The organism is Nocardia puris, assembly GCF_036051655.1.
Taxonomy (GTDB): domain Bacteria; phylum Actinomycetota; class Actinomycetes; order Mycobacteriales; family Mycobacteriaceae; genus Nocardia; species Nocardia puris.
Map to the genome: position 1 here is coordinate 1,569,550 of NZ_CP107943.1, position 22,789 is coordinate 1,592,338.

Annotated in this window: 15 protein-coding genes; 10 read left to right on the top strand and 5 right to left on the bottom strand. The window is 70.1% G+C overall.

What is annotated here, in order from left to right; all coding sequences use genetic code 11:
* Positions 1 to 149 precede the first annotated feature (149 nt).
* The 7 genes from OHB21_RS06935 (at position 150) to OHB21_RS06965 (ending at position 9,961) form a co-directional block, all read left to right on the top strand.
* A complete protein-coding gene (locus OHB21_RS06935) occupies positions 150 to 1,637 on the top strand; it encodes an FAD-binding oxidoreductase (RefSeq protein ID WP_195125185.1) in 1,488 nt (495 codons plus the stop codon).
* Complete coding sequence (locus tag OHB21_RS06940; RefSeq protein WP_067509736.1) at positions 1,634 to 2,413, top strand: decaprenylphospho-beta-D-erythro-pentofuranosid-2-ulose 2-reductase; 780 nt, start codon at positions 1,634 to 1,636, stop codon at positions 2,411 to 2,413. The genes OHB21_RS06935 and OHB21_RS06940 overlap by 4 nt, the downstream gene beginning before the upstream one ends.
* A gap of 632 nt (positions 2,414 to 3,045) precedes the next feature.
* On the top strand, positions 3,046 to 4,962 hold the full coding sequence (locus OHB21_RS06945) for a galactan 5-O-arabinofuranosyltransferase (RefSeq protein ID WP_228789841.1): 1,917 nt from the start codon (positions 3,046 to 3,048) through the stop codon (positions 4,960 to 4,962).
* A gap of 26 nt (positions 4,963 to 4,988) precedes the next feature.
* Positions 4,989 to 5,156: a hypothetical protein gene (locus OHB21_RS06950; protein WP_157115838.1), complete on the top strand. Its 168-nt coding sequence runs from the start codon at positions 4,989 to 4,991 to the stop codon at positions 5,154 to 5,156.
* Positions 5,157 to 5,211: 55 nt separating this feature from the next.
* Positions 5,212 to 8,463: an arabinosyltransferase domain-containing protein gene (locus OHB21_RS06955; protein ID WP_067509739.1), complete on the top strand. Its 3,252-nt coding sequence runs from the start codon at positions 5,212 to 5,214 to the stop codon at positions 8,461 to 8,463.
* Between the two features lie 113 nt (positions 8,464 to 8,576).
* Positions 8,577 to 9,134: a hypothetical protein gene (locus OHB21_RS06960; RefSeq protein ID WP_067509742.1), complete on the top strand. Its 558-nt coding sequence runs from the start codon at positions 8,577 to 8,579 to the stop codon at positions 9,132 to 9,134.
* Complete coding sequence (locus OHB21_RS06965) at positions 9,125 to 9,961, top strand: HEAT repeat domain-containing protein (protein ID WP_228789710.1); 837 nt, start codon at positions 9,125 to 9,127, stop codon at positions 9,959 to 9,961. Before OHB21_RS06960 ends, OHB21_RS06965 begins: the two co-directional genes overlap by 10 nt.
* Positions 9,962 to 10,165: 204 nt before the next feature.
* Here the strand turns inward: OHB21_RS06965 and OHB21_RS06970 are convergent, their stop codons facing one another.
* Complete coding sequence (locus OHB21_RS06970; RefSeq protein ID WP_067509744.1) at positions 10,166 to 10,864, bottom strand: zinc-binding dehydrogenase; 699 nt, start codon at positions 10,862 to 10,864, stop codon at positions 10,166 to 10,168.
* On the opposite strand from OHB21_RS06970, the gene OHB21_RS37425 reads away from it, so the two are divergent.
* Both OHB21_RS37425 and OHB21_RS06975 read left to right on the top strand, forming a co-directional pair.
* A complete protein-coding gene (locus tag OHB21_RS37425; protein WP_232331770.1) occupies positions 10,790 to 10,951 on the top strand; it encodes a winged helix-turn-helix transcriptional regulator in 162 nt (53 codons plus the stop codon). The two genes, OHB21_RS06970 and OHB21_RS37425, sit on opposite strands and share 75 nt — an antisense overlap.
* A gap of 250 nt (positions 10,952 to 11,201) precedes the next feature.
* On the top strand, positions 11,202 to 11,363 hold the full coding sequence (locus OHB21_RS06975; RefSeq protein WP_170160759.1) for a hypothetical protein: 162 nt from the start codon (positions 11,202 to 11,204) through the stop codon (positions 11,361 to 11,363).
* 76 nt (positions 11,364 to 11,439) lie between these two features.
* Here OHB21_RS06975 and OHB21_RS06980 read toward each other — a convergent pair whose 3' ends face one another.
* Positions 11,440 to 11,637 carry a hypothetical protein gene (locus OHB21_RS06980; RefSeq protein WP_228789716.1) on the bottom strand — a complete coding sequence of 66 codons (198 nt, stop codon included), beginning with the start codon at positions 11,635 to 11,637 and terminating at the stop codon, positions 11,440 to 11,442.
* Between the two features lie 177 nt (positions 11,638 to 11,814).
* The gene (locus OHB21_RS06985) at positions 11,815 to 15,150 is read right to left on the bottom strand and encodes an arabinosyltransferase domain-containing protein (RefSeq protein ID WP_067509746.1); all 3,336 of its coding nucleotides are present in this window, start codon (positions 15,148 to 15,150) and stop codon (positions 11,815 to 11,817) included.
* A 128-nt stretch (positions 15,151 to 15,278) separates the two neighbouring features.
* Here OHB21_RS06985 and OHB21_RS06990 point away from each other — a divergent pair, with 128 nt between their 5' ends.
* A complete protein-coding gene (locus tag OHB21_RS06990; protein ID WP_067509748.1) occupies positions 15,279 to 15,776 on the top strand; it encodes a peptidylprolyl isomerase in 498 nt (165 codons plus the stop codon).
* 58 nt (positions 15,777 to 15,834) lie between these two features.
* On the opposite strand, the gene OHB21_RS06995 is transcribed toward OHB21_RS06990, so the two are convergent.
* Positions 15,835 to 17,379, bottom strand: a complete 1,545-nt coding sequence (locus OHB21_RS06995) for an acyl-CoA carboxylase subunit beta (protein ID WP_067509750.1) — start codon at positions 17,377 to 17,379, stop codon at positions 15,835 to 15,837.
* Positions 17,376 to 22,721 carry a polyketide synthase Pks13 gene (gene pks13 / locus OHB21_RS07000; protein WP_084537725.1) on the bottom strand — a complete coding sequence of 1,782 codons (5,346 nt, stop codon included), beginning with the start codon at positions 22,719 to 22,721 and terminating at the stop codon, positions 17,376 to 17,378. Before pks13 ends, OHB21_RS06995 begins: the two co-directional genes overlap by 4 nt.
* Positions 22,722 to 22,789 lie beyond the last annotated feature (68 nt).

A 22,789-nucleotide genomic window follows, 5' to 3' on the forward strand; every position in this document is an offset into this window, starting at 1 on the left:
GCCTGTACACCGCGCACGGCCGGAGCGAAGGCGGAGGTACGCCTAATAGGCGCTGCCGGGCGGCAGCCCGCGCGTCCACCGACGAGACGCATCCCATACCCGCGAGTACCGCGAGATCCTCCCCCTGTTTCGTCATGCATGTAGCCTCTATGCCGATGTCCACGAAAGCTTCGACCGCCACCACGACGAACGGTGCCGGCGGGACGGTAAGCGGCGAGGAGACCGGCGCGACGAGCGCCGACGCCTACGCGCTGCCCACCGTGACCCGCGCGCTGACCGGGTGGGGTCGCACCGCAGCAACCTCCGCACAAGTGCTCGCCACCTCCGATCCGGAGGTGATCGCCAAGGCCGTGGCCATGGTCGCCGAGGACAACGAGAGCAAGCCCGCCCACCTGCGCCGCGGCGTCATCGCGCGCGGCCTCGGCCGCTCCTACGGCGACAACGCCCAGAACGCGGGCGGCCTGGTGGTCGACATGACCGCGCTCAACCGCATCCACCGCATCGACGGCGACTCCCGCCTGGTCGACGTGGACGGCGGCGTCACCCTCGACCAGCTGATGAAGGCCGCGCTGCCGTTCGGGCTGTGGGTGCCGGTGCTGCCCGGCACCCGGCAGGTCACCATCGGCGGCGCCATCGGCTCCGATATCCACGGCAAGAACCACCACAGCGCGGGCAGCTTCGGCAACCACGTGCGCTCGATGGAACTGCTCACCGCCGACGGCACCGTGCAGCACATCACGCCGAAGCGCAACGCCAAGCTGTTCTGGGCGACCATCGGCGGCTGCGGGCTCACCGGCATCATCCTGCGCGCGACCATCGAGATGACGCCGACCGAGACGGCGTACTTCATCGCCGACGGTGACGTGACGCCGACGCTGGACGACACCATCGCCTTCCACAGCGACGGCTCCGAGGACCGCTACGAGTACAGCTCGGCGTGGTTCGACGCGATCAGCCCCGCACCGAAGCTGGGCCGCGCGGCGATCTCCCGGGGCAACCTCGCCAAACTGGACGAGCTGCCGAAGAAGCTGCGCAAGAACCCGCTCGGATTCACCGGCAAGACGTTCCTGACGCTGCCCGACGTGTTCCCGAACGGTCTGGCCAACAAGTACACGTTCACCCCGATCGGTGAACTCTGGTACCGCAAGTCCGGCACCTACCGCGGCAAGGTCCAGAACCTGACGCAGTTCTATCACCCGCTGGACATGCTCGGCGAGTGGAACCGCGGCTACGGCTCCAACGGATTCCTCCAGTACCAGTTCGTGGTTCCGCCGGAGTCCGTGGACGAGTTCAAGCGGATCATCGTGGACATCCAGCGGTCCGGGTTCTACTCGTTCCTCAACGTGTTCAAGCTGTTCGGCCCGGGAAACCAAGCGCCGCTGAGCTTCCCGATGCCGGGCTGGAACATCTGCGTCGATTTCCCCATCGGCCCCGGGCTCAACGAGTTCGTCACCGAATTGGACCGGCGCGTCCTGGAATTCGGCGGCCGGCTCTACACCGGCAAGGACTCGCGCACCACCGCCGAGACCTTCCACAAGATGTACCCCCGGATCGACGAGTGGATCAAGGTCCGCCGAACCGTCGACCCCACAGGCGTTTTCATGTCCGATATGGCGAGAAGGCTGGAGCTTCAGTGATCAATGCCGTAGGCAACCCGCAGTCCATTCTCCTGCTGGGCGGTACCTCGGAGATCGGCTTGGCGATCGTCGCCGAGTACCTGAAAAAGGGCCCCGCCCGGGTCATCCTGGCCACGCTGCCGGGTGATCCGTTGCGCGACAAGGCCGTTGCCGAGACCGAGGCGGCCGGCGCGAGCACGGTCGAGGTGCTCGACTTCGACGCGCTCGACACCGACAGCCACCCCAAGGTGATCGACGCCGCCTGGGCCGGCGGCGACGTGGACGTGGCGATCGTCGCGTTCGGCGTGCTCGGCGACGCCGAGCAGCTGTGGCAGGACCAGCGCAAGGCCGTGCAGGTGGTGGGCATCAACTACACCGCCGCCGTGTCGGTGGGCGTGCTCGTCGGCGAGAAGATGAAGGCGCAGGGCTACGGGCGCATCATCGCCATGTCCTCGGTGGCGGGTGAGCGCGTGCGCCGCTCCAACTTCGTCTACGGCTCCACCAAGGCCGGCCTGGACGGCTTCTACCTGGGCCTCGGCGAGGCGCTGCGGCCGCACGGGCCGCGCGTGCTCGTCATCCGGCCCGGCCAGGTGCGCACCACCACCACGCTGGAGCACTGGAAGGCCACCGGCGCGAAGGAAGCCCCCTTCACCGTCGACAAGGAAGACGTCGCGGCGCTGGCCGTCTCCGCCTCGGAGAAGGGCAAGGAGCTCATCTGGGCCCCCGGCCAGGTGCGCTACCTGATGTCGGCGCTGCGCCACGTGCCGCGCCCGATCTTCCGCAAGCTCCCGCTCTGAGCGGAACCGACGCCCAACCCGCCGAGCCGGATACGCCTCGGCGGGTTCTCGCGCGTCAGCTGCCGTTCGCCGGAACCATCGACGCGGCACCCGATTTCGCCGCTCGCTCGCACTCGTGGCCCGTCGCTACGGTGGCGGTGATCCGGCACCGAACGGCGCGAATCTCGGGAGCCGAGGGACGGCTGCGCGATCCGGCGTCGGGGTGGTCGTGGGCCGTGCGACGCGGTGTCGCCCGGCCGGGTACCGGGCGCGCCCGCACGACGCTTGGTCTCGGCCGGACATGGGGCCGCCCGCCGCAGGGCTTGGTCGCCGCACCCGGACGTCGGATGGGCGGTACGACGCGATGTCGCCCCGGATGGGTACCGGGCAGGGCCGCGCCGGCCTGACCGTCGCCGAATATCGGGCGGGCCCGCGCGACGCCGAGTCGCCGCACCCGGACCGGCGGGCCGTGCGGTGCGATGTCGGCGGGGGCGGCCCGATGGATACCATCGTCGCGATCCCGCCGCGGCGGGCTGGACGCGGCCGGGACGGCCGAGACCGACCAAGGGAGCGGGTCGTACGCCCGCTCGGCAGGACGGAGTGATTCGTTGAGCGCCACACAGTCGCAGACCAAGGGCGGCCGGATTCCGGTGCTGGGCAGGCATATCGGGTCCGCGCTCGGGGAGGCGGCGCTGGCCGTCGCCGTGGCGGTGGTGGTCGCGGCGGTCGGGTTGTTCGGGTTCTCGCTGGTGGAGTGGCCCGCGTTCAACTCGTCCAATGTGACGCGGGCGCTGACGACGGTCGGACAGGTGGGGTCGGCGGCGCTGCTGATCGCGGCGGTGTGGCTGATCCGGGCGCGCCGGTGGCCGTGGGTGGCGAAAATCCTGTCGTGGACGGGTGTTTCGGCGTTCGTCACGGTGACGCTCGGGATGCCGCTGGCCGCCACCAAGCTGTACCTGCACGGCGTCTCGGTGGACCAGGAGTTCCGCACCGAGTACCTGACGCGGCTCACCGACAGCCCCGCGCTGCGCGATATGACCTACATCGACCTGCCGCCGTTCTACCCGGCCGGGTGGTTCTGGATCGGCGGACGGGTCGCGAACGCGCTCGGCATGGACGGGTGGGAGGCGTTCAAGCCGTACGCGATCGGATCGCTGGCGGTGGCGGCCGTGCTCGCGCTCGTGCTGTGGACCCGGCTCATCCGCGCCGACTGGGCGGTCGCCGTCACCGCCGCGACCACCGCCGTGGTCGTCGCCTACGGCTCGCCGGAAATCTACGGCGCGATCATCGCCCTGCTGCTGCCGCCGATGCTGGTGCTGGCGTGGGGCGCGCTGCACCGTCCGGAGGAAGACGCGGGCGCGCCGTCCCCGCGCACGGCGGGCGGCTGGGGCGCGGTGCTCGGCACCGGCCTCCTGCTCGGCATCGCCGCCAACTTCTACACGCTGTACCTGCTGGTCGCCGCCTTCGCCGTGACGCTGATGGGCTTGCTGGCGGCGGGCATCGCGGTGCGCTCTCCCGCGAAATCCACTGCCCCCGCGTGGCGGGCCGCCGTCCCTCCGCTCATCCGTCTCGTCTCCATCGCCGCGATCGCCGGCCTCGTCGCGCTGGTCTGCTGGCTCCCGTTCCTGGTCGAGGCGCTGACCTCCGGGTTGCCCAGCTCGGGGACCGCGATGCACTATCTGCCCGCGTCGGGGGCCGAACTGCCGCTGCCGATGGTCGAGTTCTCCCTGCTCGGCGGATTCTGCCTGGTGGGGACGATCTGGCTGGTGGTCCGGGCCGGGTCGTCGCGGCGGGCGCAGGCGCTCGGCATCGGGGTGGTGGCGATCTACCTGTGGACGCTGCTGTCGATGCTGGCGACGGTGGCCGGGACCACCCTGCTCTCGTTCCGCCTCGAGGTCCCGCTCTACGCGCTGCTGGCGGCGGCGGGCGCGTTCGGGTTCGTGGAGGGTGCGCGGGCGGTCTACCAGGCGTTCAACGAGCCGGAGCGTTTTCGCGTGGCCGTCGTCGCGGTGGCGGTGCTGGGCGCGCTCGCGTTCACCCAGCACATCCCGGCCATCCTCGCCCCCGAGATCACCACGGCCTACACCGACACCGACGGCGACGGCGAGCGCGGCGACCGCCGTCCGCCCTCGGCCGTGTCGTACTACGCGGAGATCGACGAGGCCCTCCGGGCGCGGACCGGCCGCCCCCACGACGAGACCGTGGTGCTCACCGCCGACACCAGCTTCCTGGCCTTCCACCCGTACTTCGGCTTCCAGGGACTGACCTCCCACTACGCCAACCCGCTCGCGAACTTCGCCGACCGCGCCGCCCTCATCGAGAGCTGGAGCGAGCTGGAAACCCCCGAAGCCCTCTTCGACGCCCTCGCCGCGACCCCCTACCGCGCGCCCGACGCGTTCCTCTTCCGCCGCGGCGCCGACACCTACACCCTGCGCTTGGCGCGCGACGTCTACCCGAACGACCCGAACGTCGAGCGCTACACGGTGGCGTTCCCCCAATCCCTCTTCGACTCGGACGCGTTCACCAAGACCGACATCGGACCGTTCACCCTCGTCACCGTCAACCGCTAGCTCCCGGGCTCGGCGCCGCGACGAACGTGGCCGGGCAGCTGCCACCGGACCTCGCGGCCGGTCTCACCGACGTCACCCGCAGCGCCTTTCTCGACGGTCTCGGTGGCGCGGCCGCCACCGGAGCGGGCGTGCTCGCCCTCGCCGCGATCGTCTGCCCGCTCCTGCTCCGCCGGACCTCCGTCCACCCCGGGTAGCTCCCCCGGCGCGCGGTGCCGGGCGGGGGCCGGGGTGTGGCTAGCATGACTGATCGTGCGACCGGACCGATCGACTCGAGCGTTCACCCGATTCCGCCTGATCGCCCTGGTTTCGGGGCTCATCGGGTTCGTGCTGGCGCTACTGACGCCGCTGCTGCCGGTGCGCCAGGACCAGGCGGTGCTGGAGTGGCCGCAGGCGGAGGCGTCGAGCGTCGAGGCGCCGCTGGTGTCGTATGTGCCGCTGCGGCTGGAGGTCTCGCTGCCGTGCGGGCTGCTCGCCGGCGGGGACCGGACGCTGCTGTCCACGATTCCGGCGGAGTCGGGGCAGGCGACGGCCAAAGGTGTGGTCGTGGCGGTCAACGGCGGCGAGTTGTCGGTCATCGAACGCGACGTGCCGATGCTGTCGGCTCCGGTCGAGGAGATCGGCGGGTGCTCGACCGTCGAGATCGTGGCCGACGCCGCCGCGACGACCGTCGAGTTCACGGGCGTGAACCGCGAGGACGGCACGCCGTTCCGCAACACCGTCACCCGCGACATCCGGCCGCAGATCGTCGGCGTGTTCACCGATCTGGACGAAGCGCAGCTCACCGGCGCGCGGCTGCGCGCCGACATCGACTCGCGCTTCTCCTCCACGCCGAGCACGATCAAACTCGCCGCCATGATCCTGGCGGCGCTCAGCACGATCGTCGCCCTCGTCGCGCTGCACCTGCTCGACACCTCCGACGGCAGGCGCGCGCGCCGCTTCCTGCCCGCGCACTGGTGGCGGTTCACCCTCGCCGACGGCGCGGTGCTCGGCACGCTGGCGCTGTGGCACGTCATCGGCGCCAACACCTCCGACGACGGCTACATCCTGAACATGGCGCGCGCGTCGGGGCCGTCGGGGTACATGGCGAACTACTACCGCTGGTTCGCGGTGCCGGAGGCACCCTTCGGCTGGTCCTACGAGGTGCTGGCCTGGATGACGTCGATCTCCACCGCCAGCGTCTGGATGCGGCTGCCCACGCTGCTCGCGGGCATCGTGTGCTGGCTGGTGATCAGCCGGGAAGTGTTGCCGCGCCTGGGCGCTCGCGTGCGGCGCCACCGGGTGGCGCTGTGGACGGCGGGTCTGGTGTTCCTCGCGTTCTGGCTCCCCTACGACAACGGCCTGCGGCCCGAACCGCTCATCGCGGCGGGCGCGCTGCTCACCTGGTGCTCGATCGAGCGCGCCATCGCCACCGGCCGCCTGCTGCCCGCCGCCATCGCCGTGCTGATCGCCGCGTTCTCGCTGGCGGCCGGGCCGACCGGCCTGATCTGCGTGGCGGCGCTCATCGCGGGCTCGCGGCCGGTCTTGCAGATCATCGTCAAGCGCGCGGCCACCAGCGGAATGTCGTTCGGGCAGGCCCTGTTCCGGTACGCGGCGCTGATCGCGCCGGGGCTGGCGGCCGGAACCGTCGTGCTCATCGTGGTTTTCGCCGACCAGACGCTGTCGACGGTGATGGAGGCGACCCGGGTGCGCACCGAGGTCGGGCCGAACGTGGCGTGGTTCGACGAGCGCACGCGCTGGGATTCGCTGCTCATGCTCTCCCCCGACGGGTCGCTGGCGCGGCGGTTCGGCGTGCTGCTGATGCTGCTGTGCCTGCTGGTCTGCGTGCTGCAAGTGCTGCGCAAGGGCCGGATTCCGGGGACCTCGCGCGGGCCGTCGGTGCGCATCCTCGGCATCGTGTTCGCGTCGCTGGCCCTGATGATGTTCACGCCGACCAAGTGGACCCACCACTTCGGCGTGTACGCGGGACTGGCGGGTTCGCTGGCGGCGCTGGCCGCCGTCGCGGTGGGCAGCGCGGCGATCCGCTCCCCGCGCAACCGGGCGCTGTTCGCGGCGGCGGTGCTGTTCCTGCTGGCGATCACGTTCACCGGGTCCAACGGCTGGTGGTACGTGTCGAGCTACGGTGTGCCGTGGTGGGACAAGGCGCCGCTCGTCGCGGGCAAGGGACTGTCCACGCTGTTCCTCGGATTGACCGGTGTGGCACTGCTTTTCGCCGTCTGGTTCCACTTCCGCGAGCCCTACAAGCGGGAGAAGGCCACGGCGCCCAACGGTTTCGACCGGCTCGCCTCGGTGCCGTTGACCATCGCGGCCGCGCTGCTGGTGCTGTTCGAAATCGCTTCGCTCGCCAAGGGAGCCGTCACCCAGTACCCGGCGTACTCGATCACGAAGTCGAATCTGCGCTCCCTGACCGGGGATACGTGCGCGCTGGCCGACGAGGTACTGGTGGAGACCGACACCGCCGACTCGCTGCTGCTGCCCTACGACGGCGCGCCCGCCGACGGACTGAGCGCGGAGTCGACCGGCTTCTCCCCCAACGGCGTAGCCTCCGACCTCACCGCCGACGCCGAGGAAACCGTCACCGGCGCAGCCAACTCCGTGAACCAGGGCTCGGAGAACAAGACCACCGACACCACCGGCGCCGGAACCGGCGGCGGCACAACGGAACAGGCGGGTATCAACGGCAGTACCGTCGCGCTCCCGTTCGGGCTGGACGCGGCCCGCACGCCCGTGCTCGGCTCCTTCCAGGAGTCCGAGCAGCGGCAGGCGTCGCTGACCTCCCAGTGGTACCGGCTCGACCTCGCCGACAGCGTGCGCGACGACCCCGCCTACCGGGTGCTGGCCATCACGGCGGCCGGGCGCATCAAGTCGGTGGATGCCGACGGCGTCGAAACCTACGGGCAGGAACTGCGTGTCGAGTACGGCACCCGCGCCGCCGACGGTTCGGTCGACGTGCTCGGCGCGATCAACCCGCTCGACATCGGGCCCGCGCCCTCGTGGCGCACGCTGCGCGTCCCGCTGGACGCACTGCCCGCCGAGGTGAACGCGGTGCGGTTGGTGGCCGTGGACAACGACATCACCCAGCGTCAGTGGCTGGCCGTCACCCCACCCCGCCTCCCCCGCCTGGCCACGCTGGATTCCGTTGTGGGCCACACCGATCCGGTGCTGCTGGACTGGCACGTCGGCCTCGCCTTCCCCTGCCAGCGGCCCTTCTCCCACCACAACGGCGTCGCCGAGTCCCCGGCCTGGCGCATCCTGCCCGACCGCGTCGGCTCCGACGCCTCCAACGCCTGGCAGGACGACATCGGCGGCGGCCCCCTCGGCTGGACCGAACTCCTCCTGCGCGCCGACTCCGTCCCTACCTACCTCGCCGACGACTGGGGCCGCGACTGGGGCTCCCTCGAACGCTTCACCCCCTACGACCCCACCGCGGTCCCCGCCGAGATCACAGTGAACCAGGTTTCGCGCGGTGGGCGAGAGGAAGATGCGCCCATCCGGGTGCGGTAGGGATGAGGGGGCCACGACATCCGACCCGCTCGGACGTCGATCACGAAGAACGTGCACCGGCCGTAGCAACGGCCCACTGCTGAATAGGCTGTGGAGTCGTGAGAACTCGATCCATGGTGAAGCGCGCTCTCGCGATCAGCGTGTCGGTGTTGTGGCTTGTCGCGTGTGGCGGTCCGACGCCCGACTCGCCGAGTGAGGGTTCCGGATCTCACCTCGCCTGTGCCACCGGCCAGCACGCCGATTCGATGTTCACCAGCGAGCCGGGCGCGGAGGACTTCACGCTTCAGGCTCCGCGGTTGCCGGGTTGGACCCAGCGGCAATCGGAGGGACCGTCACCGGGATTTGTGCTGCACAGGTTCGACCCTCCGACAGCGGATGCCGATATGGGCACGGCGACTGTCACGCTCACCGCCTTCTCTCCCACCGACACCGCCGCTGCCGCGCTCGATACGCTCCGCACTCTGCGTGCGAACGGGCCCGGCTGGCAGGAATCGAGCAGCGAGCCCGTCGAGATCTGCGATCACGGGGGCGTGAAGGTATCCGGCATCTACCGCACCGCCGGGCTCGAAGTGCGCCATGAGTATCTCGAATTCCCTTATGGATCAACGGGATCGGTGTACCCGATTCAGGTCAGCAGTGGGCGCGCGACAACGGCTACACTATGGTGCTGATTGTCGACCACCGAACCGTGATCAATGATCCCGCCATCCAGAGCTATATCGACACGGGACAAATTCAACTGATACGAAAAGAGCTCGATACTCCTGACTATCCCCACCATGAGCCGATCAAATACCTGCGAATGCCCCCCGGCAGCGAAGACGGAGGCACCGCGTGGATGGACGATCTTCCGGTTCGCTACGTGGACGGGCAGCGGGGGTTCGATCGTCGCATCATGGAAGAACTCGCCGCCGTCGGTGTGCCCTGTTACACGCTGGGCGACCTGGCCAACGGCCCACGCACCATCCCGCAGGGCATTCCGATCTTCGTCGACTGGCTCGCCGATCTGGAGAAACGGATTCCCGGCCCCGAGTCCGAGCATCGCGCCATCATCCGGTCCGGGCTCATTCGCAACCTGATCGATCCCGCCGCCCGGGGCAATCAGCAAGCAATCGACCTGCTCATCGCTCAAATGCGCCGTCAACCCCCACTGCCGACTCGGACGCAGGACTGGGCATGCTTGGCTCTACGCACGATCGCGACCGGAAAAAATTTCGATCAGATCGCCGGACTTCTGGCCGAACTCCCGGTGGGTTCACCAACCATTCCACTGGTCGAATATCTCGGCAAAGTCAAAACCGCTCGGTCCCGGGATATTGCCGTGAAATATCTGGGTGGACCGACCCGGGAGGCCGCGATAAAAGCACTGGTGCAAATGAAGGCTCCCGATGTCCGGCATCTCATCGAGCCGTTCCTCGACGATCCCCATCCACCGGTGCGCAAACAGGCCCTGCGCGCCATGGAGAAACTCCCCCCACCGGAACCCGCACCGGCCTGACCGATCCGATGGTGAGCACGCCCTTGATCGCGAAGCGAAAATCCGCCCCGGCTCCGGCGTGCCCACCGACGCCGCCCGCCGGCGCGCTGGACGCCGCCGCGAAGGTCATCGGTTCCGAGGCGCGGCTGACGCCCGTGCGCTCGTCGATGCCGAAGCCTGTCGGAGGCGTCCAATAGTGCTCACCCGGCACGGGCTAGGAAATGGCTACGGCACCAGGACGATTCGGCCGCGGAGGCCGCCTTTGGTGAGGCGTTGGTGGGCGGTGGCGTAGTCGGTGAGGGGGAGGGATTCGGCTACGCGGAGGGTGAGGGCGCCGGCGGTGGCGCGGGTGGTGAGGGATTCGAGTTGGGCGCGGTCGGCGTGGGCGAAGACGGTGGTGACCGTGATGCCGCGCAAGGGGATCGGGGTGGTGTGGGCGGTGACGGAGGCGAAGCGGCCGAGGGTGCGGACGGCGCCGAGGCTGGCGGGGCCGAGTGCCGCCGCGTCGAGGGCGGCGTCCACACCGCCGGGGTAGCGGGTGCGGACGGTGGCCGCGAGGTCGGTTGTGCGGGGGAGGGTTTCGGCGGCGCCGAGGGTGCGGAGCAGCGGTTCGTCGGCGGCGTCGGCGAGCGCGGCGACGTGCACGCCCGCGGCGGAAGCGAGTTCGACCGCGTAGCCACCGACCGCGCCGGCCGCGCCGGTGACGAGGAGGGTTTCGCCGGGCCGCAGGTCGAGGGCGTTCAGGGCTTGGAGGGCGGTGAGTCCGTTGAGCGGGATGGTGGCGGCGGCGATGTCGTCGAGGGAGTCGGGGATCGGGGTGACCTGCGCGCCCTCGAACGCGACGGCCTGATCGACCGCCACGTCACCCCCCAGGTCCCCGTCCGCGTCGACTACGAACTCACCGACCTCGGCCGCAGCCTCCACCCGGTGCTGGTCACCATGAAGGACTGGGCCGAGTCCCGCATGGGCGAAGTGCTCGCCGCCCGCGCCCGCTACGACGCGCAGCGGTAGGGGTACGCCTCGCGTCCTTGACCGAATATCCCGTGACGCAGAACCGTGCAACTCGGGCTCGGCGATCCGAACCGGGGAGCCGATCCGAATACCCGCCGGGAGGGTGGGCGGTCGGTTTTCTATGACCGGCGGGTTACCGAGAGAGCGTCCGAATTGTCCTGACGCGCTGCCGGTTTCGAAGGTGTGAAGGATCTGTGACCGGGGCGCGGATTGCGAGACGAATCGCGTTTCGATACGTACCCTCGTGGGTATGACAGGAGCCTTCGATGACATGGATCTGCGCGATCTCGTCGATCTGCTCACCGACGAGGAGAAGCGCGAAATCCGGCCCGCGATCCTGCGGGTCCTGAACCGCCTGCCCGCCCAAGAGGTGCTGCGCCGCGAACTCGGCCGCCGCATGCTCGAGGTCTGACCCCGCCTGCCACCGCACATCCCCTACCCCGCCACCCGGTGGGGTACGAGTGCGGTGCGGACGGGACCGAGCAGGATCAATCCGTCACACGGTCGAGCAGATCCTTGGTCAGCACCGGCCGGACGGTCACACCACCGGCAGCCAGCGCGTGTTCCCTCGCGGGCGAGCGGTCGATGGCGCACACCACGGTGTCCACGGTCGCACCCCGCGCACGCAATTGCCGAGCGGCGGCGCGCACCGCACCACCGGTCGTGACGACGTCCTCGATCAGCACGACGTAGCGACAAAGTGCGGGTAGACCGGCGCCAACGAAAACCGTTGACCCCCTGGGCAGCTCGACAACCTTGGCGTGAAACGCAACGTGCACCCGAGCCGTGCACGCACCCGGCCGTGAACAGAAACCGCCCGGGTGGACTCGAAGTCCACCCGGGCGGTTTCACGCATCCACCGCTCAGAACACTCGCATATCACCGGGCGACCACAACCCGTTGCGGGTGTGGGTGCCGGTGGTGAGGTCGGCGGGGCGGGCGTTGGGGTAGTAGCGGTCGTAGCGCTCCAGGGAGCCCCAGTCGCGGGCCCAGTCGTCCTTCATGTAGGTCGGGAGGGTGACGGACTTGGCGAGCATCTGGGAGAAGCCGAGGGGGCCGCCGAACTCCTGGGCCTGCCAGGTGTTGGTGGAGCTGATGGCCAGCGGGCGGTCGGGGAGGATGCGGTAGTTCGGCACCTCGGCGACGCCGTTCTCGTGGCTGAACGGCCGCTGGCACGGGAATTGCAGGCCCACCGCCCAGTCCAGCAGCACCGGCTGGTCGCGGCCGATGTAGTCGTTGAGCGAGACCAGCTGCGGCATGCGCGGCGGGGTGAACGCCAGCCACTGGTCGCCGATCAGGATCGGGTCGTTGGCCAGCACGCGCACCGCGTCGGCGTCGGGGGCGATCTCGTCCAGCGGCACCCGCAGGTTGCGCCAGGACGGGAACGGGCCGATATCGCGCGGCAGGTACTCGCCGAGCACCTCGACGCCGCCGTCGGGCAGCCGCCTGCCGTACTCCACCCGCAGCGACTGGCCGTAGGTCATATCGCCGGTGTCGGTGAAGGACATGATGCGCCCCGCCGCCGTGATCACGATCAGCGGCCGGTCCTCGGACCGCTCCGGCAGCTCGAACCAGCTCGAGGTCAGGTGCGCGGGCTGCTGCACGCCCTCCTGGTAGCTGCCCATGATCGGGGTGGTGGCCGGGTCCAGGCCGAACGGCAGCGCGACCGTGGAGCCGTTCACGCCGCGCTCACCCTGGCCGCCGCCGGTGCCCGCGCTCTCGCCCTCGGCGAACGCCGCGCCCACCGACTGGGTGGAGGTGTTGCCGGTGCCCGGCTTCACCTCGACGGCGTCGGCGGACAGGTCGTCGGGCACCCCGTTGGGGTCGAAGCCGACCGGGTTCGCGCCCGCCAGCGGATCGCCGTTGGCCGGCGGCGCGGCCGGGTCGATGATCGGATTCAGCCTGCCGCCGTTGGGGTCGGGCTCCACCAGGATGTCGCCGGCCAAGCCGCAGGTCTTGCCGCCGAGCGCCTCGATATTGGACCGTCCCAGCGAGTAGGCCGGGTACTGCGAGTACGCGCCCTTGGCCAGCGAGGCGACCTCGAGCAGCACCATGCCCGCCGCGACGATCGTCAGCGGGATGGCGGCGAACTTGCGAATCCGCCTGCCGCGCGCCGTCTTCGCGGACGGTTGCGGCTTGATGTACTCCTCGCGCAGGGTGAACCAGGCGACCAGCGCCAGCGCGACGCCGAACAGGATCAGCATGAGCGTGTTGGACTGGTAGCCCGACAGCGAGATCCGCTTGTCGAACCACGGCACCCCGAAACTCGACACGTACCAGTAGCCGTTGATGCCCGAGAACGCGATCGCCAGCACGAACAGCAGCCCGGCCAGGAAGATGGCCCGGTTCTTGCGCGCCCGCAGCGCCGTCGCCGACACCGCGACCGCGGTCACCGCCGCCAGCGAACCCGCGATGCCCGCGTACGCGCCGAAGTGGTGGGTCCACTTGGTCGGGTTGAACATCATGAAGAAGATCGTGCCGAACACGATGCCCATGAGCCGCCAGGTCGGCGCGCTCGCGATGCCGGGCACCCGCCTGCGGCGCAGCAGCACCAGCATGGTGGTGAACAGGCACAGCAGCATCACCAGGAAGGCGAAGCGGCGCGAGAGCGAACCGTCGACCGTCTCCACGAACAGGTAGTAGTAGCGCAGGTAGTCCTCGTACCAGGCCAGGTTGGGTCCGGTGGCCTGGCGCACCCGGTTGGCCTCCTGGATGCCGGCGAAGGTCTGGTCGCTGTAGACCACGGTCAACACCAGCAGGCCCGCCGCGGCGATGGGCGCCAGCAGCGGCAGCGTGCCGTGTTCGCGATGGCGGCGCACCACGATTCGCACCAGCGGCCGGATGCCGGCCAGCAGCGCCGCCACACACATCAGGCCGGTCGGCGCGGCGGCCAGCGTGAACGCCGCGATCAGCACCGCGATACCGGCGGGCAGCAGGCGGCCGGTGGCGATGGCCCGCTCGATCGAGACCCAGGTCAGCAGCGCGCCCAGCGCGACGATCGGCTCGGAGCGCAGGCCGTTGTCGAACGGCAGCCAGAAGGCCAGGAACACCAGGCCGCCGGTCCACAGCGCCACCTGACTGTTGCGCACGCCGCGCCCGAGGCGGGGCACCACCTCGCGGCTGATCACCAGCCAGCACAGGATGGCGCAGCACAGGGCGGGCAGGCGCACCCACGGGCTCGCGGTGGAGATCTCCGCGAACACCTGGATCACGTAGTAGTACCAGCCGAACGGCGCCTCCGGCACCCCGTACCAGCGGAAGTAATTGGCCATGTAGCCGGCTTCCGGCGCGACGCGCACCATGCTCAGGATGTAGCCGTCGTCGGAGGTGTTGGCGCCGATGAAGTGCCACACCAGCAGCGTGCCGATCACCGCGCCGTCGGCGGCGGTGGGCTTGAACCAGTTCGCGGGCAGGAAGCGACGGTGCCCGCGGCCGTCACTGCCGTCGAGGCGGGCCAGCGCGCCCAGCGCCAGCAGCGTGCACAGCACCGCGCCCAGGATCGCCAGCAGCTTGACCAGCGTGGGGCTGGAGCTGAAGCGGGTGTCGACGGTCATGTCGAACGCCAGGTCCGCGGGGACATCGCCGCGCAGATCGGTGAACACGCCCACCACCTGCGGGCGCAGATCACCGAGCAGCTGCCCCTCGACCGGCACCTGCACGGTCTCCACCTGACCCGGCGCGCCGCCCTCGACCGGGCGCTCCACCGTGTTCGTCAGGCCGACGAACGCCGCGTGGGTGCGGTTCTGGTCGGAGGTGATGGTGATGGCCGAGCACTCCCCCATCCGCGACCGCTCGGCCGAGGCCACCACCGCGTTGCGGTCCACCACGTCGACCGCGCTGTCGGAGACCCGCACGAACAGCGCCTCCAGCGCCGCCCGGTCGCCCTGCGGCGGCGCGGTGGCCAGCAGCATGCCGCCCTGTTCGGGCAGCGCGGCCACGGCGGCGCACGGGATGGTCGCGGTCAGGTCGATCGGCACCTGCGACATCAGCGGCGCCTGCACGCTGTCCAGCGTGCCGTTCTGCGGCCAGCTCAGGATCGCGGTGGTCTGCTTGACCGGCAGGAACGGCGCGGCCAGCGCCAGCAACGCGCCCAGCGTTCCGGCCACCAGCGCGATTATTCGCGCGGTGCGGAAATCCTTGGGACGAACCTCGGGTGCGGCGGGAGGCTTTGTCAAGACAGCGGTTGCGGCGTCGGGCACGGTTGCAAATGCTAGCCGGTGCCCGCGCGGGGCGACCGGCGGATTCACACCGCGCCGACAGCGGTGCGAAACGCGAAAAGGGGACCCGTGTTGCTGACCGGTCACCCCGGCAATGGAAAGGTGGGGGTATGACCAAGGTGAATCTCGAGACGAATTTCGGACCGATCGTCCTGGAACTGGACGAGAGCAAGGCGCCCGCGTCGGTGCAGAACTTCGTGGACTACGTGAACGCCGGCCACTACAACGGCACGATCTTCCACCGCGTCATCCCTGGTTTCATGGTCCAGGGCGGCGGATTCGAGCCCGGTATGCGGCAGAAGGGCACCAAGGCCCCGATCCAGAACGAGGCGGGCAACGGCCTGAAGAACACCAAGTACACGGTCGCGATGGCCCGCACCAACGACCCGCATTCGGCCACCGCGCAGTTCTTCATCAACGTCGCCGACAACGATTTCCTGAACCACACCGCGCCCACCCCCTCGGGCTGGGGTTACGCGGTGTTCGGCGCCGTGGTGGACGGCACCGAGGTGGTCGACAAGATCGCCGGCGTGGCCACCGGTTCGGCCGGTATGCACCAGGACGTTCCGCTGGACGACGTGGTGATCACGTCGGCGACGGTCGCCTGAGACACCCGCGACGACATATCGGGCCGTATTCCGCGAGGAATACGGCCCGATCCGCGTTCTAGAGCGGCAGCAGGTGGTGTTTGCGCGGATTGCGGGAGATCGTCTTGTCCTGGAGCAGCTGGAGGGCCTTGCGGATCTCCAGGCGCGTGGTGGCCGGTTCGATGACCGCGTCGATGTATCCGCGTTCGGCCGCGACCCACGGCGTGGCGACGGTCGCGTTGTAGAAGTCGATCATTTGCTGGCGGATCGCCGCGCGCTGGTCCTCGGGCGCCGCCTCGATCTGGCGGGCGCCGATCAGGCTGACCGCGCTCTCCGCGCCCATCACCGCGATGCGGGCGGTGGGCCAGGCCAGGTTGACGTCGGCGCCGAGCTGCTTGGACCCCATCACCGCGTAGCCGCCGCCGTAGGACTTGCGGATCACCACGGTGACCTTCGGGACGGTGGCCTCCACGAAGGAGAACAGGAACCGGCCGCCGCGCTTGATGACGCCGATCTTCTCCTGTTCCACGCCCGGCAGGAAGCCGGGGGTGTCCACCACGAAGACCAGCGGCAGCTCGAACGCGTCGCACAGCCGCACGAAGTGCGCGGCCTTGTCGGAGGCGCGCGCGTCCAGGGCGCCCGCGTAGACCATCGGCTGGTTGGCGACCACACCGACGCTGCGGCCGTCGACCCGGGCGAAACCGGTGATGATATTGCGGCCCGCCGTCTCGCCGAACTCGTGGAAATCGCCGTCGTCGAAGATGCGCAGCAGGATCTCGTGCATGTCGTAGCCCGCGTTGTCGGAGTCGGGCACGATCGAGTCCAGTTCGCGATCGGAGTCGGTGATCTCCGGTTCCAGCCCGGGGTTCACGATGGGCGGCGGTTCCTGGCAGCTGGTGGGCAGGAAGCTCAGGTATTCGCGCACCCACCGGAAGGCGGCTTCCTCGTCCTTGGCGACGTGGTGGATATTGCCGTACTCGGCCTGGCTGCGCGCGCCGCCGAGCTCTTCCAGGCTCACGTCCTCGCCGGTGACCTCGCGGATCACCTTGGGACCGGTGACGAACATGTACGCCTCTTCGGTCGCCACCACCACGTCGGTGTTGATGGGCGCGTACACCGCGCCGCCCGCGCACTTGCCGAGGATCATCGACACCTGCGGCACCAGGCCCGACAGCGGTTCCTGGCGGCGGCCCAGCTCGGCGTACCAGGCCAGCGAGGTGACCGCCTCCTGCACGCGCGCGCCGCCGGAGTCGTTGATGCCCACGACCGGGCAGCCGACCCGGGCCGCGTACTCCATGATGTAGGCGACCTTGCGGCCGAACATCTCGCCGACCGAACCGCCGTAGACGGTCTGGTCGTGCGAGAACACCGCGACCGGGCGGCCGTCGACGAGCCCGTGCCCGGTGACCACGCCGTCGCCGTAGAGCGCGGCCGGGTCGCCCGGTTTGCGCACCAGGGCGCCGATTTCCACGAAGGTGCCCGGATCGAGCAGCATGTTGATCCGGTCGCGGGCGCTGGGTATGCCCTTGCGCGCCCGCTTGGTGACCCCCGCTTCACCCGCCGGTTCCTGCGCCAGCTCCAGGCGTTTACGCAGGTCGGCGAGTTTCTCGGCAGTAGTGCTCACGGGGCCCCTTTCGCCTCGATCCCGGTGAGCTTCGCGGTCAGGTCGGCGCCGATCGTGCCGATGCGCGGCTCGTCGATGATCTGCAAGTGATCGCCGGGGATATGGATGATCTCCAGGTTCTGCACGTACTCGTCCCAGCCACCGTTGGGCCGCCGGTGCGCGTAGCGCGGTTCGAGCTCGATGGCGCCGTCGTGGTAGCGATCGGCCAGGTAGAGCACGACGTGGCCGCCGTAGGGCTTCGGCTGGATCTTGGCCAGCTCGCGGCTCTCCACCCAGGAATGCTTCTGGTGTTCGAGCACGCCGCCGGGGATCTTCGTGCCGCTGAGCTTGATCAGATCGCCGATCATCTTGAACTGTTCCTCGTCGCTGGCGGCGGCCAGCGTCTCGAGTTGCTCGCGGTCGAGTTCACCCTGCACGTTGTAGGTCTTCTTGGCGAAGGCCTGGTAGCGCTCGATGCGGCGGACGCGCTCGGAGGGGCTGTTGTCCTCGTCCTCGACCGGGATGACCAGGTCGATCAGGCCGACGTGGCGCACGTCCGCCCCTTCGGCGCGCAGCAACTGCGCGACCTGGAGCGCGAGCACCGCGCCCAGGGACCAGCCGTACAGCACGTACGGGCCCTCGCCCTGGATCTTGCGCAGCTCCGGCAGGTACTGGCGGGCCCGCTCCTCGATGGAGCCCTCGACGCGCTCGAAGCCGTACATCGGGGTGTCGGCGGGCAGGCGCTTGAGCAGCGGCTCGTAGACCAGGGTGTTGCCACCGGCCGGGTGGAACACGAAGACGGGCACGGCATTCGAACCGTCCGGGCGCGCGCGCAGCGGGCGGACGAAACCGTCCACGTCGGCGCCGCTGTCCTGGAGCTCACGTACCACGTCGGAGAGTTCCTCGATGGTCTCCGAGTCGAGCACGTCGTCGACGGTGACCTCCGCGCCGACCCGTTCGGTGAGGCGCTCGGCCAGCTTCTCGGCGACCTCCTCCTCGAGGATCGGCAGGGTGTTGAAGATGCCGCCCGCCGACTTGCCGGTGACGATCGCCCAGGTGGCGTAGACCAGGCGCTCGGCCGCGTCGCGCGGCGGGACGTTCTCGGTGTCGGCCGGCTCGGCGGGGTCGGTGCCACCGAAGACAGCGGCGATATCGGTGGTTCCGGTGGACTTCGCTTGGGCCGATAGCTCGGTGGTGCTCGGCGTCGCAGTCGCCGTTCCGGTGGTACTCGGCGCGGCGGCGGTCGACTCCACAGTCGAGGCAGCGGCGCCGGACTCGGCGTTCACGGAGCCGGACCCACCGGCAGCGGTAGCGGACTCGGCGGTAACGCCGGCGGATGCACCAGTCGCGGCAGCGGACTCCGCCGTAGCGGTCGCGGCCTGCGCCACCGGCACCTCCGCCCCCGCGTCCTTCGCCGCCGCGACGGGATCCTCCCCCGCCTCCAGCGCGGCGCGCGCGGCGGCGACGAAATCGGCGTCCACCGTGACGTCTTCGCCCGCGGCCTGGCGCTCGGCGATGGCCTGCACCTCGTCGCGATGTTCGATGGCGTAGCGCAGCACCTTGCCGACCTCGTGCAGGTTGGCGTCGCGCACGGCCTGCACCTGCAACTGCGGGATGTCGAACTCGTACTCCACGCGGTTCTTGATGCGCATGGCCATCAGCGAGTCCAGACCCAGCTCCATGAGCGGGATCTCCATCGGCAGGTCCTCGACGGCGTAGCCCATGGATTCGGCGACGATGAGCGCCAGCCGGTCCTCGAGGGTCTGACTGCCGTTCGGGTCCCACCGGTCGCCGAAGCTCTCCACGACCTCCACCTCGGCGGGCGCCGCGGCGGTCTCGGTGACGGGCTGCGCGGCGACGGCCTCCGGCAGCGGCGCTCCGGAGGTGACGACGGCCTCGAACAGCAGCCGGAAGGCGTTGCCCTCCTTGGCATGCACCTGCGCCGACGCACCGCCGAGGTGCGGGGTCAGCGTGGTGGTCAGGGTGCCCGCGGCGGGCAGCTCGCCGTGCGGCACCGACGCGCCGAGCGCCACGTCGCCGAGCACCTGCGCGGCGGCCGCGCGCACCAGCGCGGGCAGCTCGGTGACGGCCGAGGCCTGCACCTCCCACACGTGGCGGCCGTCGGGCAGCGCGACGTGCGCGCCGGGGGCGCGACCGCTGCCGCCACCGGCGGCCATCCGGCCCTTGGGCCAGAACTCCTTGCGCAGGAACAGGGTTCGCGGCACGTCGGCGTAGTCGCCGTCGGGCAACAGCGAGGGCAGGTCGACGGCGTGGCCGTTGACGTAGAGCTGGGCCAGCGCCGAGATCACGCCCGCCGACTCGTCTTCCTTGCGCTTGAGCGTCGGGATGAGCTGGGCGTTGTGCAGCCCGGCCGCGTAGGTGGTGCCGAGCACCTGCATGAGCGCGACCGAGTTCGGCGCCAGCTCGATAAAGGTGGTGTGGCCGGCGTCCACGGCGAGCTTCACCGCGTTGGTGAAGTACACGCTGTGGCGCATGTTGGTGACCCAGTAGTCCTCGTCGTGCACCGGGTCGCTGCCGGGACGGTAGTAGGTCTCCTTGTGCACCGTGGAATACAGGCCGGCGGTGAGCTCGGTCGGCTCGATGCCGGCCAGTTCGGCGGCCAATTCGCCGAGCAGCGGGTCCATCTGGGAGGTGTGGCCCGCGCCGCGCGTGGGGAGCACACGCGCGAACTTGCCCGCCTCCTCGACCTTCGCGACGATCGCCTGCACTTGCTCGGCCGGGCCGCCGATCACCGTGTTGGTGGGCGCCGCGTACACCGCGCACTCCACGTCGGGGTAGTCGGCGAGCAGCGTGGCCACGTCGTCGGCGCTCAGCTCGACCAGCGCCATATTGCGCACGTCGTCGTCGCTGATCATCTGCTCGCCCTCGCCCATCAGGCGCGAGCGGGCGCAGATCACGCGCACCGCGTCCTCCAGCGCGAGACCGCCCGCGATGTAGGCGCCGGCGACCTCGCCCATGGAGTGCCCGACGACGGCGGTGGGCTCGGCGCCGTGCGCGCGCAGCAGCGCGGCCAGGCCGATCTGGATGGTGAAGATGCCGACCTGCGAGGTGCCGACGTTGTAGTCCTGGGCGTCGTCGAGAAGCATCTCGCGGATCGAGTAGCCCGCCTCGTCCTGCACGAGCTCGTCGACCTCGTCGACGGCGCGGCGGAAGATCGCGTTCTCCGCGTAGAGCTGCTTGCCCATCTTGCGGTGCTGCGCGCCGAAGCCGGAGAGCACCCAGATCGGGCCCTGCGCGGCGGGCGCGTCGGAGGTGAACACGCCGTTGCCGGGCTTGCCCGCGGCAATGGCGCGCAGACCGGCGACGGCCTCCTCGTGCGTCTTGGCGACGACCACACCGCGCGAGCGCCAGTGGCTGCGCTTGGCCAGCGCCCGCGCCACATCGGCCAGCGGCGCGTCCTTGCCCGCGCCCTCCAGCCAGTCGGCCAGTTCGGCGGCGGCGCGCTTGCGGCGCGAGGGCAGGTACCCCGACACGGCGAGGATCACCGGCAGCGGCTCCTCGCGCCCGGGCGACCACTCGGGCTCGGCCTCGGCGGCCTCGGCCTCCGCCACGATCTCGGTGGCCTCGGCCACCACGTCGGTGGTTTCGGCGTCCAGTTCTTCGCCGTCCGAATCGACCTGCGGCGCTTCGGTTTCCGTCGCGGCTGCCGGCACGTACTCCTGGATCACCAAGTGCGCGTTGGTGCCGCCGAACCCGAAGCCGGAGACGCCGATGGTGGCCACACCGCTGTAGCGCGGAAACTCGGTCGGGGTGTCCACGACCTTCAGGTTCGCCTGCTCGAACGGGATGTAGGGGTTCGGGCCCGCGTAGTGCAGGTTGGGCGGAATGACGTTGTGCTGCAACGCCAGCACGATCTTGGCCAGGCTGGCCGCGCCCGCGCCGGACTCCAGGTGGCCGAAGTTGGTCTTGGCCGAACCGAGCAGCGCGGGCTTGTCGGCGTCGCGCCCGCGCCCGACCACCCGGCCCAGCGCGTCGGCCTCGATCGGGTCGCCGATCAGGGTGCCGGTGCCGTGCGCCTCGATGTAGTCGACGGTGGACGGCTTGATGCCCGCGTCGCGGTAGGCGGCGCGCAGCACGTCGGCCTGCGCGTCGGGGTTGGGGGCGAACAGGCCGTTGGAGCGGCCGTCGCTGTTCACCGCGGAACCCTTGATCACGGCGTAGATCTTGTCGCCGTCGCGTTCGGCGTCGGCCAGGCGCTTGAGCACCACCAGGCCCGCGCCCTCGGAGCGGATCATGCCGTCGGCGTCGGCGGAGAACGCCTTGATGCGGCCGTTCTTCGCGAACGCGCCGTTCTTCTCGAAGCCGAGCGAGGCGACCGGCGCGAGGATCATGTTCACGCCGCCGGCCAGCGCCAGGTCGGCGTCACCGTCGCGCAGCGCGCGCACGGCCTGGTGCACGGCGACGATGGTGGACGAGCACGCGGTGTCGACGGTGACCGACGGGCCGCGGAAGTCGAAGAAGTAGGAGACGCGGTTGGCGATGATGCCGGTCGAGGCGCCCAGCAGCGCGTAGGCCTCCGCCGAGATCGGCAGGCTCGGGTCGCGATCGCCCAGGCCCAGCGCCGCGATCAGCTGGAAGTCCTGCGTCGAGGAGCCGACGAACACGCCGACCTGCTCGCCCTTGAGCTCGCTGGCCGGGATCCTGGCGTGCTCGAGCGCCTCCCAGGTGAGCTCCATCATCAGCCGCTGCTGCGGGTCGACGCGCTCCACCTCGACCGGCGACATGGCGAAGAACTCCGCGTCGAAGCCCTTGACCACGTCCTGGTCCAGGTAGCCGCCGAGGGTGTTGCTCTCCTCGATCAGCTTCGCGGTGGCCGGATCGCTGGTGAACTCCTCCCAGCGGCCCTCGGGCAGCTCGCGGATCGCGTCGCCGCCGTTGATGAGGAAGTCCCAGGTGGACTCGGGGGTGTCGCCCGCGCCGGGCAGGCGGGTGGACAGGCCGACGATGGCGATGTCGTGCGCCTCGCCCGGGGTGTATCCGGCGTAGAAGGCGTCGTCGGCCGACTCCGCCGGCAGCTCCGGCTCGCCGTTGACGATGACCTCGGCCAGCGAGGCGATGGTCGGATGCTGATAGATGACGGTGGCCGCCAGCACCACGCCGGTGATCTCCTCGATGTCACCGTGCAGCGCCAGCGCGTCGCGCGAGGCCAGGCCGAACTCCTCCATCGGCCGGTCCACCGTGACCTGCTCGATCGCCTGCCCGGTGGCGTCGGCGACCCAGCGGCGCAACCACTCTCGCACCTCGCTCACCGTGATGTCGGCGGGCGGCGCGACCTCGGAAGCCGTCGGCGCGACGGGTGCGGTCTCGGTCGTCTCGGCGGGCGTGCCCTCGTTGTCAGCCATCAGTTCCTCAAGCTACCTGTCTCCGTACCGGGCGCGCCGCGAAATGGCGCCCGGCTCGGAACACGTCC